The sequence below is a fragment of the Corynebacterium marquesiae genome (genome assembly GCF_030229635.1).
In the GTDB taxonomy this organism is placed as follows: Bacteria; Actinomycetota; Actinomycetes; order Mycobacteriales; family Mycobacteriaceae; genus Corynebacterium; species Corynebacterium marquesiae.
Map to the genome: position 1 here is coordinate 26,344 of NZ_JASPII010000012.1, position 16,279 is coordinate 42,622.

Sequence of the window (16,279 nt, forward strand, 5' to 3'; positions counted from 1 at the left end):
GAGAAAGGTGATGAATATGAGCATCGATCAGAAGGAACTACTAGCGAAGGTCCCCACTCAGCTTTTGATTGGCGGACAGTGGCGCGACGCGTCCTCCGGCGAGACCTTTGACGTAGAAAATCCGGCGACGGGCGCGACCATCGCCACGCTGTCTTCCGGTAATTCTGATGATGCGGTGGCTGCCCTCGATGCTGCCTGTGCGGTACAAGATGAGTGGGCGCGCACCACCCCGCGCGAGCGCGCCGATATTCTCCGCCGCGCCTTTGAATTGGTACACGAGCGCGCCGATGAGTTCGCCACCCTGATGACCCTTGAAATGGGAAAGCCTTTTGCTGAGTCCCAAGGTGAGGTCACCTACGGCGCGGAATATTTGCGGTGGTTTAGCGAGGAAGCCACGCGCGCTTACGGCCGCTACTCTCCTGTCCCGGAAGGCACCTTGCGCATGGTTACCCGCCGCAAGCCCGTGGGTCCGTGCCTTTTGATTACGCCGTGGAACTTCCCCCTCGCCATGGCCACCCGAAAGGTTGCCCCGGCCGTTGCCGCGGGCTGCACCATGGTCCTGAAGCCGGCCAAGCTGACGCCGCTCACCGCGCAGTACTTCGCGCAGACCATGCTCGATGCCGGCCTGCCGAAGGGCGTGCTCAATGTTGTCTCTGGCAGCTCCGCTTCGGCGATTTCGGAGCCCTTGCTTGCCGACGCCCGCTTGCGCAAGCTCTCCTTCACCGGTTCTACCCCAGTGGGCAAAACCCTTCTCAAGGGTGCCGCGGACAATGTCTTGCGCACCTCTATGGAGCTAGGCGGTAATGCACCGTTCATTGTTTTCGAGGATGCGGATATTGACCAAGCGGTTGCGGGAGCCATGGGCGCCAAGATGCGCAATATCGGCGAGGCCTGCACCGCGGCCAATCGCTTCTTGGTGCACGAGTCCGTGGCGGAGGAGTTTACGCAGAAGCTGGCAACAGAGTTTGAGAAGCTCGTCGTTGGCGATGGCATGGACCAAGGCGTGACGTGTGGTCCGCTCATTGAGGCTAAGGCGCTCGACAATGTTGCAGCCCTGGTTGAGGATGCGGTGGACAAGGGTGCGACCGTTGTCACCGGTGGCAGCCGCGGCGAGGGTGCGGGTCACTTCTATGCGCCCACTATCCTGAGCAATGTTTCACGTGAAACTCGCGTGGCTCAGGAAGAAATCTTTGGACCGATTGCGCCCATCCTTACCTTCAAGGATGAATCGGAAGCGCTAGAGATTGCGAACGATACGGAGTACGGACTTGCCTCCTATGTATATACGGAGGATTCCGATCGCCTCTGGCGCGTTGCCGACGGCCTCGAGTTTGGTTTGATGGGATTCAATGCCGGTGTCATCTCTAATGCCGCTGCCCCATTCGGCGGCGTCAAGCAATCTGGTTTAGGACGCGAAGGCGGCGCCGAGGGTATTGAGGAATATACCTCGGTGCAGTACTTGGGTATCCGTGATCCTTATACCGGTGCCTAGAGATTTGAGCGATTAACAAGGCGGGAGAAACCAGCCGGGTCCCCTTTTCGCGACCCGGCTCAAGTTACGGCGATTGCCGGTAGCCACCTGCACGAGGGCGGCGTCGATAAGGACCTGGAAAGCTTTTCAATTAACTTTTGCAGGCTGCGGGGCGTATAGTGCCTCTCCGTATAATTCAATTTCTATTTCCTTCGTCTGCGATGCGCGGCCTTATGGCCAGCGCGTGGAGAGGGAATTTTCTTTTTGTTATTTGGAGTGAGTATATGACGCCTACCGAATCTTCAGCGGCTAAGCCGCCGCTGATTACGCCTACGTTTGTCCTCGCGTGGGTGGCCAATTTTTGTCAGTTCTTGGTCTTTTACCTGTTCGTAACCACCATGGCCCTCTACGCGGTAGAGAGTTTCGGGGCATCGGATACCGTGGGCGGTTTCGCCTCCAGTGCCTTTGTTTTGGGCGCGACGTGCATGCGCGTGTTCTCCGGCTGGATCGTGGACCGCGTGGGCCACAAGAAGGCGGCCTTGGCTTCCCTAGCCTTCGTCACAGTAGTAGCTGTGGCGTACTTTTTTGCGCATAATGTTGCGGTCTTGATTATCGTGCGAATGGTGCACGGCGCGGCCTATGCCTTGACCTCCACCGCACTTATGGCCGTGGCGCAGTCCGTTATCCCACACGAACGCCGTGCGGAAGGCACCGGATACTTCGCCCTGGGCACTACCCTGGCAACCGCGTTTGGTCCAGCTATCGGCCTGTTATTGGCTAATAACATCGGCTACACCACGCTTTTTGCTGTCGCCCTTGGTGCAAATATTGCTTCCCTGATCCTGGCCTTGGTGCTGCGCTATCCGGCCGAAGTTTCCTCCGAAAAGCCGGCCTTTAGTCTGCGCAATGCCGTGCACCCCAACGTGGTTCCTATCGGTCTATTCATGCTCCTAGTCGGCATCGCCTACTCCGGCGTGGTGACCTACCTCAACGCCTACGCCCGCAAGGAAGACCTGGCCACCGGCGCAGGGCTCTTCTTTATCGGCTATGCGGTCACGATGCTCATCATGCGCTTCTTCTTGGGCCGTATCCAGGACCATAAGGGTGATAATGCCGTAATGTACCTCGGCTTGGCCGCCTTTGTCGTGGCCCTGCTGATCATGGGCTTCCCCACCAATGACGTCATGCTGGTGGTCGCGGGCGCCTGCACCGGCTTGGGTTTCGGCACCCTCAGCCCCGCCTGCCAAGCCATCTCCGTGCGCTCGGTGTCTGCCGCGCAGTTGGGCGCCGGTATCTCCACCATGTTCCTGCTCATGGACCTCGGCATTGGCCTGGCCCCGTTTGGCTTGGGCCCCATCGTTGCGGCAACTGGCTTTGACACGATGTATCTCATTCTCGCGGGTCTCGTGGTCATCGCCGCTATCTACTACTTCTTCGTGCACGGCCGCTTCCCGAAGGCTAAGGGGCACCATCTGAGCTTTGAAGAGGGAAAGTAACCCCCCTCCTTCGCACTCAGCATGTAAAGCACGCCAGCGCTAATCGCTGGCGTGCTTTTGTTTTGTGCGCACTCCGGGCAAGAAGAGGGTGCTGGCCTCGCCGGTAAGCTAAAGGCCCTGACACAGCCTGCGGTTTCGGACGTAGAGTATGCGTCGAGATCCGCTGCGCATGGATGTGCTGATTAACGGTCCCATTCCCCTATTGGATGTTTGGGCTCATCGAGTGCGGGTGCGACAACGGGACATTGCTGAGCTCGACATGGCGGACTATGGGTGCTTGTGTAACTAGGTGCGAAGCGAGTTCTGTTGGTGAGCGGGCAGGCAGCCAGCATCGATAACGCGCCGGGCAAGGGCGCGGTCGCCCATCTTGGCGGCGAAGGCCATGCGCATGGTGATGTCATGGCTAGGCGGGGTATCCAACTCAATGGCGTCGCCGGGGTGAATGCGGCCGGGGGAGATGATGCGCAGGTAGGTGCCGCAGTCGCCACGCGCGGTCCAGCGCTTGAGCCAGCCGCGCTCCCCTAGCCAGCCGGCGAAGGTGGCACACGGTTGGCGGGGCACGGATACCTCAAGCACGGCAGTACCGATGCACACGCGCTGATTGATGAGCAGAGCAGACAGATCGATGCCCTGCGTGGTGAGATTTTCGCCAAAGCTCCCGGAGGCCAGCGGGCGGGAAAGTTCAGATTGCCAGTGATCCAGTTCCTCGCGGGAGTAGGCGTAGACGGCTTTATCGTTGCCGCCGTGATGTTTGGCGTCACCAATTATATCGCCGCGCACGCCGGAACCATCGCCATAATGGGGGCCGGGTGCTGCAAGATCGATGAAATCCTGCGGCCTTTTGTCGATGCCCGAGAACTCATGCCGCCCGCTCGGGTCCGGCCGGCGGACGGCGACATTGGTGGAGACGACCTGCATGCCTGTCACCCTAGCTGAGTGTGAGCGCCTCCGCGGTGAGAATATCGCGGTAGAACAGCTGCGGGGCGAGGGAGACGGCCTCGGCGAGCTGTGGGAGGGCGTCGTCAAGCGTGGCGGCGAAAGCAGGGTCCGCCAGCTTGCCATTGGCCACTCCGCGCGCCGTGATGGCAAAGACATAGGAAATAAACGGCATCCAGGCGGAATCGCCGAGCTCCGAATTGCCATCGCCAAAGGCGTCCAGCGCGAGCAGGGTATGCAGGACGGACTTATCGACGCCCAGCTGTTGCAGCGTCACCCGCAGCTGCATTGCGGTGCTACGCAGGTTAGAAATGGTGCCCAGGCGGGTGAGCGCAAGGTCATTGGCAAAGCACTCGCGCAGTGCGGCGATGCGGTGGGCATCATCGCAGAGCTGGTCGCTGTCCATTGCTGGCGTAGGTGCCTCGCCCGTTGCACTCATCAGCAGCATGGGGCGGGTGACATCGTCGACGCCGGTGGACGGCACGCGCGCGAGGGAGGCGGAGCCGTGGGCTTCGACGTAGTCATGGGCGGCGTCGGCAAGCGCGGCCAAGAGTGAGGAAGGCTCGGTGGCCGGCTCCTCGCGGCGGAAGGTGCGGGAGACCAAGCCGGTGCGGACAAAGGCGCGCATGCGCTGCCCTGGCTCAAAGTCTGCGGCCATAAGGGCGTCCATGCTGGCGCGCGGATCCGCCTCAATCTCCTTGATGATTCCCTCGAAGGTTTCCTTGGCCTTGGGCGCGAGGCGGCGCATGGCCGCGTAGGTAGGCCACATACCTTCGGTGTTTTCGGTTTCGCCGTCCTGGAAGATGATGAGGGCGCTAGCCGGCGGGTACTGTGGCGCGGCTAAGTCGCTGGCCGGCTCATCCTCGCGGAAGTCCACGATGAGGTGGCCGGCGTTCAGCAGCTCCTCGGGCAGCTCGAAGCCTTCCTCCGTGGGTTCCAGCGGTTGCGGCTCGCCCGCAGGATTGCCCAGCGGCCACGCCCAAGCCAGCAGCTCTACCTCCTCCTCATGCGTCTGCTCGGGGACGAGGATGCCGTCCTCAATGGTTGCGCGGGCGACCAACGGCGCCTTGCGCACGGTGGCGATGGCGGCATAAATGAGGTCGCTGGCCGCGGTGGCCTCATATTCCATGACGCGACGCTCAAAGCTGCGCTTTTGGTGCGCTGCGCGCTCCTTTTCCGGCAGTCCTTCGAGGTATTCCTCATAGGACAACGTGGACCACAGGAGGTAGAGCTCCAGCGAGGTCTTCTTCGTCAGCGCCGACTTCAGCGCGCGGTTAGGCACGGACAGGCTGGTGGCGGCCTCCGTAGAGCCATTGGCGGTGACAAGGTCCCTAATCTTCTGGTTTTTATCAATAACCACGAACTTTGCCAGCGGCAGGGGCTCCGGTGAGTGGATGGTAAAAAGTGCATCGGCATCGAGCTGGTCCGCGAGGATGACCTGCTTATCCAGGTAATCTACGGGCTCGGCCGCGGTACGTTTGACGCGGGTGCGAATCGTCGCCGGCTCCACCTGGAAGGTCAGCTCATAGCCGGCTTCACTGCCGACGGTCTCCTCGCGCACGCTTTCGTCTCCGCCAAAGACGCGCTGGCCCTTTTCCATCTGGATAGCCTTGCCCGGCGCAGAAGCCAAGGCATAGCTAAACGGCGAAAGGTTGCCCAGGGCGTCGATAAAGCGGAAGTTGGTGCCGCGCGGGCCCTCGTTCTTGGCACGCATGTGCAGCGACTCCGCAAAGTTGAGGTACTGGATATCCACCAGTTCCTCGTCCTTGTACAGGGTGAAGCGGTAGCGGCCTACCCAGGGATCCTCGAAGGCGTCTGCGGGGAGCACCTCGTGGATGCCCTCCGGTAGTTCATCCTCCAGCACGGCCTCCTCTTCCCCCCCAATGGGGACATAGGTCAGCTCCATGCTGAGATCCGTATTGGCGATGATCCGCGGGGACTGGGTATAGACCAGTTCGCCATCTAGGCCATGGGCATTGGGTAGCGTCTTGACGGCCATGTCCCAGGCAAAATCAGGGCTGCCGGACACCTTGATGGTCGCGGGTTCCTGGCGCGGAACCTCCACGGTGAAAGACTGGCTGACCTCTACCGGGGCGATGGTCCAGCCCTCCCATGCGCCGTGGGGACGGGCCTCGCCGACCTTGGCCTTAGCAAGCTCCGTGCCGGTGGGGGTGATGAAGGTATAAGAACCCTTGGCTACCGCTGTGGTGGTATCGACTGGCCGATGGGTGGAATCCAACAACAGGCCGCCATTGGCCACGCCGGCGAATTCCACTGTGTGCTCCTCAAAGGAGACGCTGAGGTGGCTAAAGGCCCGCGGCATGCTGATCCACAAGCCGGGCTCCTCGCCCTCCACGTAGTAGAACTTGCGGGTGTCCTCGCTGCCATTGAGCAGCTGTGCGGTCACGGTCCACTGGGGATCTTCTGGCTCATAACCTGCGGTTACGGCCGGTAGGTACAGCTCCAATGTGTCGGTAGCTGGGGAGAGGCGCAGGTGCGGGATCCCCTGGAAAACCGCTGCGTCTGCAAAAGATGATAGCTGGCTGCGAAACTTCTCCTGGCTCATTTACCCCAGCCTAGATCATTTTCATGCAGATCTGCATTTTGGCTGCGAGCGGCGGAAATGATGCGAAAAGCGGGGGCGAATACGGCGGGGATTTTGGATGTGCGTGCCCTGCGGAACGCGGAAAGCATAGCGAACTACCCCGCGCCGGGATGCGGCTATTACACTGTGTGATTATGACTACCCAGAGCGATTCCACTTCGTACCGCTATACCCCGGAGCTGGCGAACCAGATCGAGAAGACCTGGCAGCAGTACTGGAAAGATAATGGCACCTTTAATGCCCCGAACCCGGTAGGCGAGCTCGCCACCGATGCGGGCGAGTTGCCTAAGGAAAAGCTCAATGTGCAGGATATGTTCCCCTACCCTTCCGGTGCGGGCCTGCACGTGGGACACCCACTGGGATATATCGCCACCGATACTTACGCCCGCTATAACCGCATGCTGGGCAAGAACGTGCTGCACACCTTGGGCTACGATGCCTTCGGCCTGCCGGCCGAGCAGTACGCCATTCAGACCGGTACCCACCCGCGCACCACCACCGAGGCAAATATTGAAAACATGCGCCGCCAGCTGGGCATGTTGGGCCTGGGCCATGATCCGCGCCGCTCCGTGGAATCAACCGATCCGGAGTTCTTCAAGTGGACGCAGTGGATCTTCCTGCAGATTTATAACTCTTGGTTCGATGAGGAGCAGCAGAAGGCGCGCCCGATTGCAGAGCTCATCAAGGAACTAGAGGCCAATAAGCGCACCACTAAGGACGGCCGCTACTACGAGGACCTTACCGAAGAGGAAAAGGCCGCGGCTATCGATGAATTCCGCTTGGTCTACCTGTCTAATTCCACGGTGAACTGGTGCCCAGGCTTGGGTACTGTGCTGGCAAACGAGGAGGTCACCGCTGAGGGTAAGTCCGAGCGCGGAAATTTCCCGGTCTTCCGTAAGGACCTCTCGCAGTGGATGATGCGCATTACCGCCTACTCCGATCGCTTGCTGGATGATCTGGAGCTTTTGGATTGGCCGGACAAGGTCAAGTCCATGCAACGCAATTGGATCGGCCGTTCCCGCGGCGCAGAGGTCTCCTTCCCTGCTGAGGGTTACGAGATCGAGGTCTTTACCACCCGCCCGGATACCCTCTTCGGTGCCGAGTACGTGGTCCTGGCCCCAGAGCATGAGCTTGTCGACGCCCTCCTCTCCCCCATCCCTTATGACGATGACGTGGATGAGCGTTGGACCTATGGACACGATGATCCGAAGGAGGCCGTGGAGTCCTACCGCACCGATATTGCCGCCAAGTCCGATCTGGAGCGCCAGGAGAACAAGGAAAAGACCGGCGTATTCCTGGGTACTTATGCCACCAACCCGGTCTCTGGCAAGAAGGTCCCGATCTTCATCGCGGACTATGTGCTGACCGGCTACGGCACTGGCGCCATCATGGCAGTTCCGGCGCACGACACCCGTGACTTCGAGTTTGCCCAGGCTTTCGGCCTACCAATTACGGAGGTTGTCTCTGGCGGAAACGTGGAGGAAGAAGCCTGGACCGAGGACGGCGCGCTGGTTAATTCCTCCAACGACAAGGGCCTGGACCTCAACGGCCTGAACAAGGCTGAGGCCATTGCCGCGGCCATTGAATGGCTGGAAAAGGACGGCTCTGGCCGCGAAAAGGTGCAGTACAAACTGCGCGATTGGCTCTTCGCCCGCCAGCGTTACTGGGGCGAGCCCTTCCCCATCGTCTACGACAAGGATGGCTTCGCCCACGCCCTGCCGGAATCCATGCTGCCGGTAGAGCTGCCAGAGGTAGAAGATTATAAGCCCGTTTCCTTTGATCCAGAGGACAAGGACTCCGAGCCACAACCACCGCTGGCAAAGGTGCGCGACTGGGTCGAGGTAGAGCTGGATCTGGGCGACGGTCCACAGACCTACTTCCGCGATACCAATGTTATGCCGCAGTGGGCGGGTTCTTCCTGGTACCAGCTGCGCTATATCGATCCCCGCAATGATGAGGCATTCTGCGATATCGAGAACGAGCGCTACTGGACTGGCCCGCGTCCGGAGCAGCATGGCCCGCAGGACCCGGGCGGCGTGGACCTCTATGTCGGCGGCGTCGAGCACGCTGTGCTGCACCTGCTTTACTCCCGTTTCTGGCATAAGGTGCTCTTTGACCTGGGCTTTGTTAGCTCCCAAGAGCCTTACCGCCGCCTGTACAACCAGGGCTATATCCAGGCCTATGCCTACACGGATTCCCGCGGCGTGTACGTTCCAACCGCTGAAGTAGAGGAAAAGGACGGCAAATTCTACTACAACGGCGAAGAGGTCAATCAGGAGTACGGCAAGATGGGCAAGTCCCTCAAGAATGCCGTGGCTCCGGACGATATTTGCCGCGACTTCGGTGCCGATACCCTGCGCGTTTACGAGATGTCCATGGGTCCTCTGGATACGTCTCGCCCGTGGGCTACCAAGGACGTCGTAGGCTCCCAACGCTTCCTGCAGCGCCTGTGGCGCCTAGCCGTCAACGAGGACACCGGCGAGCTGGCCACTACCGACGCCGCCTTGAGCGAGGATGACCTCAAGCAGCTCCACCGCACCATCGCAGGCGTGCGCGATGATTACGAGAACCTGCGGCTCAATACCGTGGTGGCTAAGCTCATCGAGTACGTCAACTACCTGACCAAGACCTACCGCACCGAGGCCCCGCGCGCCGCCGTGGAGCCGATCGCACAGTTGGTCTCCCCCATTGCCCCGCATATCGCGGAGGAACTGTGGCAGCGCTTCGGCCATGACGAGACCATCACCTATCAGCCCTTCCCCACTTATGAGGAAAAGTACCTGGTAGACGATGAAATCGAGGTGCCAGTTCAGATCAATGGCAAGGTCAAGGCCCGGATCAACGTGGCCGCTGATGCGGACCAGGACGCGGTCTTTGACGTTGCCCTCGCTGACGCGAAGATTGCCGAGCTGACCAACGGTAAGAACGTAGTCAAGAAGATCTACGTCCCTGGCCGGATGGTCAACCTCGTGGTCAAGTAGTTACTCGTCCCAAAATTCCGTGGCGCACAGCGCAATGCCGTGCGCCCGGATCCCCTTGCCGACCTCCAGCTTCTCGTTCACGATGAGCGGGAGACCGTCGAGGTCGCATACCCAAAACTCCCCCATGCCCAGCTCATTGCTGTGCTTGGCGACGCCTCCGATAGTCCCCGCTACCTCTACCTGCGGGTTAAGCATGCTGGGCTTGAAGTTCCGGTAGAAGCGCTCGGTAGCGGGCGAAGTCAACGAAAACTCTTCCGGCTCCCCTACCTGGTAATTCAAAGCCACAACCGCCGGCCGCACCTGTCCCTGGAGCTTTTCTCCTCCGACTGGGTTGCCTGCCGGCAGGGCGAAGGGCGCATCCGCCAGCGCCGCGAACTGTAGATCACCAGTTTCCACAATGCCGATATAGGGCGTTGCGCGATATATCGTGCCCGGCGCCTCTTCCCCACCCCGGTAGGAAGGAACTGCGGCCCACTCCCCTTCGTACTCCATACCTGTAACCGCCATGCCAGATGGGTCGGCGTGGAATAACACTCGATCAAATCCGGGCGCCTCCCACATGTCGTGGTCGTTAGGTAGCTCCGCAATGAGTTCTTCCATATCCGCGAAGTCGAAACCGCACGTGCTAAATAGCTTATCCATGCTTGCCATTCTAAACGCTGTGGTCTGCTCTGCCGGAGCGGTCATTGCTTTCGCACTCGCATCTTTGCCGCGAGTATTTACTTCACTATTTAATTTTTAAGGCAAGAACATATCTTCTCAAACAATGGTGCGTTTCAGCGAATAGGTATTCAAAAGGAACATCAAAGTGCTTTTGGTAGCAAAGGTATGGGTTTGTGCAATTGTGGTTCTCGTAGACCCACATCTCTGTGCAGTAGTGGGAGTTGGTGTATCAACTCTTGGTAAGCCAATGAGTTGCTAGATCAACTCTGCAGTATAGACTGTTGATAGAAGGAGAACCAAAGGAGGAATGCGATGCGCGTGGAGCAGAGTGCGGCGTGGGGTGACTTTGTTGCCATGCAAGAAGCGCTCCACGCACGTCTTTCTGGGGAGCTGCAGAGTGGCTCTAGATTGAGCGAGGCAGATTATGCGGTGTTGGCCGTGCTGAATCGTCGGCGCCAGATTTCTACACGCCCGCATGAATTGGCGGCGGAGCTTCGGTGGGAGAAGTCGCGGTTGCATCGGCAGTTAGTGCGCATGGAGTCCCGAAAATTGGTTTCCAGGCGCGAGGCGCCGGAGTTAGGAACCCGTGCAGTTGAAGTCACTGTGACGGAAAGGGGAAGTGCTGCTTTCAACACAGCGATCGTGCGACATACTGCCACAGTCGAAGAGATCGTGGTGGGCACCCTTAGTGACGAAGACCTACAAACCTTGGGCAGGATTTCCCGCACGTTGCTACGCGCGGTAGTTAAAGAGGGGACGTCGGAAAGCTAGCTGTCCGCGCCGGCCGGTGGATGTAAAAAGGCACCCGCTATAACGGCGGGCGCCTTAGAAGATTGGCTAGGCGGGACCTAGGAAATCTTAAGAACGGTGCGTCCGTGGTGGGTGCCCTCGAGGAGGGACTTGGATTCCTTGACAACGTCCGACAACGGAATCGTATTGGTCAGGGACTCAAGGATGGACCGGTCCAGCTTGCGTGCGAGGAGCTGCCAAGCGTTCTGGCGGTAGTGCAGCGGGGCGTCGACAGAGTTAACGCCGGCGAGGTGCACATTGCGCAGAATGAAAGGCAAGACGGTGGTGGGCAGGTCCGGGCCGGCGGCCATACCGGTGGAGGCGACGGTGCCGCCCCACACAGTGCGGGACAATACATTAGCCAAGACGTGGGAACCGGAGGTATCAACCGCACCGGCATACGTTGCCTTCTGCAAGGGTTTTCCGGCCTCAGTAAATTCGGCGCGGTCCACAATGGTGTGGGCGCCTAGCTCGTGGAGGTACTGGGAGTAGTCATCCGGGCGGCCGGTCATCGCGTGAACCTCGTAGCCAGCATTGGAGAGGAGGTTCACAGCGATGGAGCCTACGCCACCGGTGGCGCCGGTGACCAAAACTGGACCATCGGGTAGCCCGCGCAGAGAGTTAACACACAGGGCAGCAGTGTAACCTGCGGTTCCCACGGCGGCCGCCTGCTCTGCGGTGAAGTCCGCGGGCAGGGCGACGGTTGCTTGGGAGTTCACGCGCTGCTTCGGGGTGTAGCCACCGTGGCGGAACTCGCCTAGGCCATCACCGAAGGAAGCTACCAAGGTGCCAACCGGGAGGCGTTCCACGTTGGACTCGGCAACGGTGCCGACCACGTCGATGCCCGGAACCAGCGGGCTGGTGCGCATGACACCACGATCGCCGGCAATTGCCATGGCGTCTTTGTAGTTCAGCGAAGAATAAGACACATCGACGGTAAGGTCGCCCTCGCCGAGGAACTCTCCCTCTTCAAAGGAGGTCGTGACGGATTTATCATCGTTGCGAGTAACTAGTAGAGTGCTCATGCTCACCATCGTACGTTAAATGTGATGCAGCGATTTAACAGCGAATCTCACGGAGATTTTTCAGGCTCGCTTGTTAACTTGAAGGACATGACGATGACCACGATGCCCACCCGCACCTCGCGTCAGATTGGTGCGCGTGGAATGCCTGCTAAGCGCACGCTGTGGCGCAGTGCAGCCGTAGCCTGCGTGGTTGTCATGGTGGCTATCGCAGTAGCTACGGTGGGCAAGCCCTTCATAGATATCCCCGGTGTGGTTGATGCGTCTGCGCACGCACGCAGCAGCCTCGATCTGCAAATGTTCAACGGCTTTAATAACCCTCATCCGTGGTGGGGTCCGTGGACCAATACCTTTGGCAATATAGCGCTGTTTATGCCGCTCGGTGCGTGCTTGGTAGTAATGGGGCACAATTCGCGGCGCATCCGCTTTGGCCGCGGTGGAACCATCCTTCTGGCAATGGCGCTCAGCCTAGGTATCGAAATTACCCAATACGTATTCTCGCTGGGATTTAGCGACGTAGACGACTTGGTCTTCAATACCCTCGGCGCATCCTTGGGTGCGTTCCTGGTAAGCCGCAGCAGTTTTAAGGTACAGCTGCGAGCTGTGCGCTTCATCGGCTGGACTGCGGCGGCGGGCCTGGGTACTCTCGCTGCCGTAATCTTGGCCGGCGTGATTGTTTAGCGCCCTAGGGTGACTCGGTGTCCGAAGTTGAACATATCGAGGGAATCACCTTTCTCTAGGCCCTCAAACATCCCCGCGGGGTTGGACGGAACCATGCCGGTGACTTGCGATACGCCGTAGTGTTCAAGCAGTACAGGGGCTAGGGGAGTTGATGGGCCTAGGACGACATTGAAGGATTCGCGGGAGAGCTCGAGCAGGCGGGGAGCGGTTTTATTGACAAAGGCAGAGCCGGTAATAAAGACATAATCGCACTCGGGCAGGATGTATTCGGCGGCGGAATCGGGGTAGTCGCCCTCATTGAGCGAGCGCTCCAACATATAAAAATCCGCAGCCTGGTTGAGTGTCTTGGGTGCAAAAGGGAAGTGGCCAATGACCGCGACCTTCTTCCCCGCGACGGCGTTGCGGAAGGGATCAAAGAAGTGGGGCCAGGGGGAGTCGGCAAGCGTAAAACCATGCTCATCGGCTACAGAAGGCGTGGCGTAGTAGGAATTTAGCGCGGCCATGCCGAAGGAAGCCTCCGAAAAATTCCAGCTCTTGGCCAGTTGGGCGATGGCGCGAAGAGGAACCCCAGAGTACTCGGCGCGCATCTGGGCCGGGCGAGAGGTGGCAGACATGGTCATGGCCATGCCGCAGCTAGGACTTTCGGTGTATACCCGGGTCCACCGCGGGCCTTGGGCGGCGCGGGAGACCACTATGTCACGGGGAATGGCATCGATGAGGTCATCGTAGAGATCCCAGGCAGACATGCATAAACCAGCTTTCCCAAATTGTGTCGCACTCTTTGTGTGAAGGCAGTGTAGTCGAATTAGCTGGGACTAACCTATAGCTTTAGTCACATATATTCGCTACATCGTGCGCGGTCTGCTTGGCAAAGGGGCTTACCCCGGTAATGGTTGCGGATCCGGGTCCGGTCCACGTGCCGTAACCCACGAGGAAGAGGCCGTCGACGGTGGGGGAGGTGCCATCAAGGAGCCCGCGGATGGGCCGGAGGGCGGGCCGGAAACCGGTGCACCAGATGAGGTGGTCTGCGGTGACTTCAGCAAGCGAAGAAAACATAGGGGTGGCCTGCAAGAGTCCGGAATCCCGTGCGCGTAGAACCGGCGGAACCATCACAATATCGCCCAGGTTGGAATCCGCGCCGGGGTCTGGTTCGCCGCGGAGCATGGCGTTGAGGCGGGCGCGATTGCGCTGAAAGAGCACTCGGCCGTCAACGTCGTCGGGCATCCACCGCGGGGAGTTGCGGGTATACCAGGTGGTTTCCACACCGGAGAGTAGGAGCTCGGCTGCGATTTGGGCACCGGAATTGGCCGCGCCGACGACCGCCACGGTAGATCCGGCGAAGTCCGCGGGGCCTGGATAGAAGGCGGAATGCCATTGCCTCCCGTCAAAAGTACCGGGGTAGTAGGGGATAAAGGGAGCGGACCACGTGCCCGTGGCCGCCACGACCGTGCGTGCTGTCAGATGCTCTTCGCCGGCGAAGACGTGGAAGCACGCGCCGTCATGGGTTACCTCATCCACTGTGACCGGCCGACGAATGGGCAGTTCATAGCGCTTCTCATAACGCGCAAAGTAATCAATAACGTGGCTAGCTGGCGGAAAGCCTTCATAGTGGGGCATGGGCCATCCCGGCAGGTTGGAGGAGGCAGAATTGCTAAAGAGCGTGAGCGAGGGCCAGGTATGGCGCCAGGCCGCGCCGGGCCCGGGCTCAGCGTCTAGAATGACAAAATCCAGGCCCTTTTTGCGCAGATAGTAGCCCACCGCAAGACCCGCCTGGCCGGCACCAATGACTATGCAGTCCAGCATCAGATGAGCTTCCTCTCCCGCGCCACGGTCACCGCGGCGGTGCGAGTTTCCACACCCAATTTCTGAAAGATATGGATGAGGTGGGTTTTGACCGTGGCCTCAGAGATAAAGAGTTGCTTGGCCAGCTCCTTATTGGAGGAACCGGTAGACAACGCCCGGAGGATTTCTAGCTCGCGGGCGGACAGCGATTCGTGCGGCCGGCCCACGCGCTGGGCTAGGAGGTCTACTACCTCCGGTGCCAAGGTGCGGCGGTGCGCGGCGGTATTGAGCACGGCCTCGTGCAGCGCCTGCTCGGGGGAATCTTTAAGCAGATAGCCCATCGCGCCGGCCTCTACGGCGGCAAGGATATCGGCCTGCGTGTCATAGGTGGTGAGGATGAGTACCGGTGGGCCGCCGGCCTCCACTACCCGCTTGGTGGCCGCGATGCCATCCATGCCAGGCATCTGGATATCGCAGACCACGGCGTCTACCTGTGGGGCGTCGTCAGTAAAGAGCTTATCCACATCCGCGCCGGTAGAGCCTTCCATGACAACCTCGACATCGGAGAAGGTATTGAGGATGGCGCGCAGGCCGGCGCGGACCACGGGGTGATCATCAATCAGCATGACATTAACCATTGCTTTTCTCCTTCAGCGGGATACGGACGGCCAGGGCGGTACCTTCGCCGGATTCCAGGTTCATGGTGCCGCCCACAGCTTCCACGCGGCCGCGGATGCCGCTGAGCCCAAAACCATGGTCCCTGCCGCTGGGGCGAGGGGAGGCGGATAGTCCGCATCCATTATCAACGACGTCCAAGGTCACCGCATCCTCAAAGAGACCGAGCGTGACCACGGCGCGCGAGGCGTGGGCATGTTTGATGACGTTATTGAGCCCTTCCTGCGCAGCACGTATGATGACCTCTTTGATGCGTCCGGGCACCTTGCCACTTCCAGATACCACCAGCTCAAAGGCGGTCTCTTCCCCCAAGGCTTTCACGCGGCTGCGCATCTGGGACAGCAGGGAACTAAGTTGGGTTTCCAGTCGCTCATCCGGGCCGGCTAGTTCGCGGACAAAGCGGCGGGCCTCAGCCAGGTTTTCGCTCGCGACGTCTTCAATAACCGCCAGTTGCTCCTCTTTGGTCGCTGGATCGTCGGTACCGCGGGCCGCGCGGGAGAGCAACAAGATGGAGCTGAGGCCTTGCGCGACGGTGTCATGGATCTCGCGAGAGAGGCGCTCACGCTCCTCTAGCCGGCCGGCTTGGTGCTCGCTGGCGGCCAGTTCGGCTTGGGTTTCGCGCAGCTGCTTGGCTATGTCCCTGTGGTGCGCCGCCTCTGCCTGCAGACGCCGCTGGATGAAAAAGACCGTGGCTGCAAAGGCGGTACCGATAAGTGGTCCCACGGCCGCAGCGATGGACCAGCCCTCGGGGTGCAGCCAGGCGGGAATAAAGGCGGCCGCTGCCCACAGCGCGGCGATGGAGACTAACCCAGGCACGGTGGGCAAAGCGCGCAAAAAGACAAAAATAAGCGGGAATTCCAACCACATGAAATCTTGCGCATGGACCATCAGACCCAGCCACAGGAGGCATAGCCCACCCAGCCATAACCATGTGGGCAGCCAACGCTGTGCGGCATAGACCACGGCGAGGGTGATGGCTAAGCCGATTACCCGGGCGTCGAGCCGGTCATCCACATAGGCGCGCGCCACGCCGAAGACCAGCAGAAACGCGAACATGGCGTGCAGGCCATAGACCCATAATTTCTGTCCTTTAAACACAACCACCCAGGATATCCGCGTACGGGTGGACCGTGAATCAACCACTTGGTTGACTCGAGGTTCAGCGAGCTGGCCGATTA

Annotated in this window: 13 protein-coding genes; 5 read left to right on the top strand and 8 right to left on the bottom strand. The window is 60.0% G+C overall.

Features of this window, described 5'->3' with window-relative positions:
• Positions 1 to 10 precede the first annotated feature (10 nt).
• Complete coding sequence (locus tag QP971_RS08600; protein WP_431831084.1) at positions 11 to 1,492, top strand: NAD-dependent succinate-semialdehyde dehydrogenase; 1,482 nt, start codon at positions 11 to 13, stop codon at positions 1,490 to 1,492.
• Positions 1,493 to 1,755: 263 nt separating this feature from the next.
• Positions 1,756 to 2,967 (top strand): MFS transporter, encoded by a 1,212-nt coding sequence (locus tag QP971_RS08605; protein ID WP_284811384.1) that lies wholly within the window; start codon positions 1,756 to 1,758, stop codon positions 2,965 to 2,967.
• Between the two features lie 285 nt (positions 2,968 to 3,252).
• Here the strand turns inward: QP971_RS08605 and QP971_RS08610 are convergent, their stop codons facing one another.
• Both QP971_RS08610 and QP971_RS08615 read right to left on the bottom strand, forming a co-directional pair.
• Complete coding sequence (locus tag QP971_RS08610) at positions 3,253 to 3,885, bottom strand: MOSC domain-containing protein (protein WP_284811382.1); 633 nt, start codon at positions 3,883 to 3,885, stop codon at positions 3,253 to 3,255.
• A 10-nt stretch (positions 3,886 to 3,895) separates the two neighbouring features.
• Positions 3,896 to 6,469 carry a hypothetical protein gene (locus QP971_RS08615; RefSeq protein ID WP_284811380.1) on the bottom strand — a complete coding sequence of 858 codons (2,574 nt, stop codon included), beginning with the start codon at positions 6,467 to 6,469 and terminating at the stop codon, positions 3,896 to 3,898.
• A 173-nt stretch (positions 6,470 to 6,642) separates the two neighbouring features.
• Here QP971_RS08615 and leuS point away from each other — a divergent pair, with 173 nt between their 5' ends.
• Positions 6,643 to 9,489, top strand: a complete 2,847-nt coding sequence (gene leuS, locus QP971_RS08620) for a leucine--tRNA ligase (RefSeq protein WP_284811378.1) — start codon at positions 6,643 to 6,645, stop codon at positions 9,487 to 9,489.
• Here the strand turns inward: leuS and QP971_RS08625 are convergent, their stop codons facing one another.
• Positions 9,490 to 10,131, bottom strand: a complete 642-nt coding sequence (locus QP971_RS08625; protein ID WP_269953963.1) for a hypothetical protein — start codon at positions 10,129 to 10,131, stop codon at positions 9,490 to 9,492.
• A gap of 333 nt (positions 10,132 to 10,464) precedes the next feature.
• On the opposite strand from QP971_RS08625, the gene QP971_RS08630 reads away from it, so the two are divergent.
• Complete coding sequence (locus tag QP971_RS08630; RefSeq protein WP_239274365.1) at positions 10,465 to 10,923, top strand: MarR family winged helix-turn-helix transcriptional regulator; 459 nt, start codon at positions 10,465 to 10,467, stop codon at positions 10,921 to 10,923.
• A 77-nt stretch (positions 10,924 to 11,000) separates the two neighbouring features.
• On the opposite strand, the gene QP971_RS08635 is transcribed toward QP971_RS08630, so the two are convergent.
• Positions 11,001 to 11,975 (bottom strand): MDR family oxidoreductase, encoded by a 975-nt coding sequence (locus QP971_RS08635; RefSeq protein ID WP_269953962.1) that lies wholly within the window; start codon positions 11,973 to 11,975, stop codon positions 11,001 to 11,003.
• A gap of 78 nt (positions 11,976 to 12,053) precedes the next feature.
• Between QP971_RS08635 and QP971_RS08640 the strand changes: the two genes are divergently transcribed.
• Entirely contained in the window at positions 12,054 to 12,644 is a 591-nt protein-coding gene (locus QP971_RS08640; RefSeq protein ID WP_284811373.1) for a VanZ family protein, read from the top strand.
• Here the strand turns inward: QP971_RS08640 and QP971_RS08645 are convergent.
• The 4 genes from QP971_RS08645 to QP971_RS08660 all read right to left on the bottom strand — a co-directional run bounded on the left by QP971_RS08645 (position 12,641) and on the right by QP971_RS08660 (position 16,205).
• Entirely contained in the window at positions 12,641 to 13,390 is a 750-nt protein-coding gene (locus QP971_RS08645; RefSeq protein WP_049377038.1) for a DUF364 domain-containing protein, read from the bottom strand. The genes QP971_RS08640 and QP971_RS08645 overlap by 4 nt on opposite strands.
• Before the next feature lie 82 nt (positions 13,391 to 13,472).
• Positions 13,473 to 14,447, bottom strand: coding sequence for an NAD(P)-binding domain-containing protein (locus QP971_RS08650; RefSeq protein WP_284787968.1), 975 nt, complete (start codon positions 14,445 to 14,447; stop codon positions 13,473 to 13,475).
• On the bottom strand, positions 14,447 to 15,064 hold the full coding sequence (locus tag QP971_RS08655; RefSeq protein ID WP_049377040.1) for a response regulator: 618 nt from the start codon (positions 15,062 to 15,064) through the stop codon (positions 14,447 to 14,449). The genes QP971_RS08650 and QP971_RS08655 overlap by 1 nt, the downstream gene beginning before the upstream one ends.
• Positions 15,057 to 16,205, bottom strand: a complete 1,149-nt coding sequence (locus tag QP971_RS08660) for a sensor histidine kinase (RefSeq protein ID WP_049377041.1) — start codon at positions 16,203 to 16,205, stop codon at positions 15,057 to 15,059. Before QP971_RS08660 ends, QP971_RS08655 begins: the two co-directional genes overlap by 8 nt.
• Positions 16,206 to 16,279 lie beyond the last annotated feature (74 nt).

Excerpts from the sequence above, each read along its gene's own strand:
- leuS (WP_284811378.1), top strand. The coding sequence starts at position 6,643 with ATGACTACCCAGAGCGATTCCACTTCGTACCGCTATACCCCGGAGCTG.
- QP971_RS08605 (WP_284811384.1), top strand. The coding sequence starts at position 1,756 with ATGACGCCTACCGAATCTTCAGCGGCTAAGCCGCCGCTGATTACGCCT.
- QP971_RS08600 (WP_431831084.1), top strand. The coding sequence starts at position 11 with ATGAATATGAGCATCGATCAGAAGGAACTACTAGCGAAGGTCCCCACT.
- QP971_RS08650 (WP_284787968.1), bottom strand. The coding sequence starts at position 14,447 with ATGCTGGACTGCATAGTCATTGGTGCCGGCCAGGCGGGTCTTGCGGTG.
- QP971_RS08630 (WP_239274365.1), top strand. The coding sequence starts at position 10,465 with ATGCGCGTGGAGCAGAGTGCGGCGTGGGGTGACTTTGTTGCCATGCAA.
- QP971_RS08635 (WP_269953962.1), bottom strand. The coding sequence starts at position 11,975 with ATGGTGAGCATGAGCACTCTACTAGTTACTCGCAACGATGATAAATCC.
- QP971_RS08655 (WP_049377040.1), bottom strand. The coding sequence starts at position 15,064 with ATGGTTAATGTCATGCTGATTGATGATCACCCCGTGGTCCGCGCCGGC.
- QP971_RS08640 (WP_284811373.1), top strand. The coding sequence starts at position 12,054 with ATGACGATGACCACGATGCCCACCCGCACCTCGCGTCAGATTGGTGCG.
- QP971_RS08625 (WP_269953963.1), bottom strand. The coding sequence starts at position 10,131 with ATGGATAAGCTATTTAGCACGTGCGGTTTCGACTTCGCGGATATGGAA.
- QP971_RS08645 (WP_049377038.1), bottom strand. The coding sequence starts at position 13,390 with ATGTCTGCCTGGGATCTCTACGATGACCTCATCGATGCCATTCCCCGT.
- QP971_RS08610 (WP_284811382.1), bottom strand. The coding sequence starts at position 3,885 with ATGCAGGTCGTCTCCACCAATGTCGCCGTCCGCCGGCCGGACCCGAGC.
- QP971_RS08615 (WP_284811380.1), bottom strand. The coding sequence starts at position 6,469 with ATGAGCCAGGAGAAGTTTCGCAGCCAGCTATCATCTTTTGCAGACGCA.